This window comes from Bacillus cereus group sp. BfR-BA-01379, from assembly GCF_022663605.1.
In the GTDB taxonomy this organism is placed as follows: Bacteria; Bacillota; Bacilli; order Bacillales; family Bacillaceae_G; genus Bacillus_A; species Bacillus_A mobilis.
Genome location: NZ_JAKUFT010000192.1, coordinates 1 through 569, shown reverse-complemented (window position 1 = coordinate 569; position 569 = coordinate 1). Strand labels below are relative to the sequence as shown.

Here is a 569-nt window from a genome sequence, read left to right as displayed (position 1 = left end):
GGTTTTTTAGGAATTGTAGGTGCAACAGGAGCGACTGGTTTACCTAGCGGTGGCGGTTATTTCTTTTCTACTTCAACGAGTGCAATTGCAGCGAATGCATTAATACCAATTAATTCCGGATCTACAGTTTTTGGTTCTGATGTGAGTTTAACAAATGCAACAACTGTAACGTTAAGTACGCCGGGAATATATTTAGTAAGCTATTATTTTCAAGGTGATCCAAATGGGGGGAATGAAACGATTTCCGTGAGGCTTACTTTAAATGGAACGCAAGTCGCGGGGAGTTTTATTTTTTATGTTACAGGAGGTACTTTTGTATTAGAACCAGCGATTTCTAATACGATGGTCATTAATGTTGTTTCTTCAAATGCTACTTTATCTTTACAAAATGGCCCATTAGCTATTGGGCATGTAACGACATTATCTGGTGTGATAACTGCTAGTTTAAATGTATTAAAAATAGTTTGACACGTTAGTTATAACGGGGGAGATGCTTGTGAGGGATCAAGATAAGTGTAGTAAGTTTCAAGCACCTATTCCTTTTCCGGCGTCAGGTATTACGGGGCCAA

General features: G+C 38.7%; 1 protein-coding gene. It reads left to right on the top strand.

The window, feature by feature from the left end:
• A partial coding sequence (locus MR113_RS27385; RefSeq protein WP_472927141.1) for a BclA C-terminal domain-containing protein occupies positions 1 to 468 on the top strand: 468 nt, incomplete at its 5' end.
• Between the last annotated feature and the right edge of the window lie 101 nt (positions 469 to 569).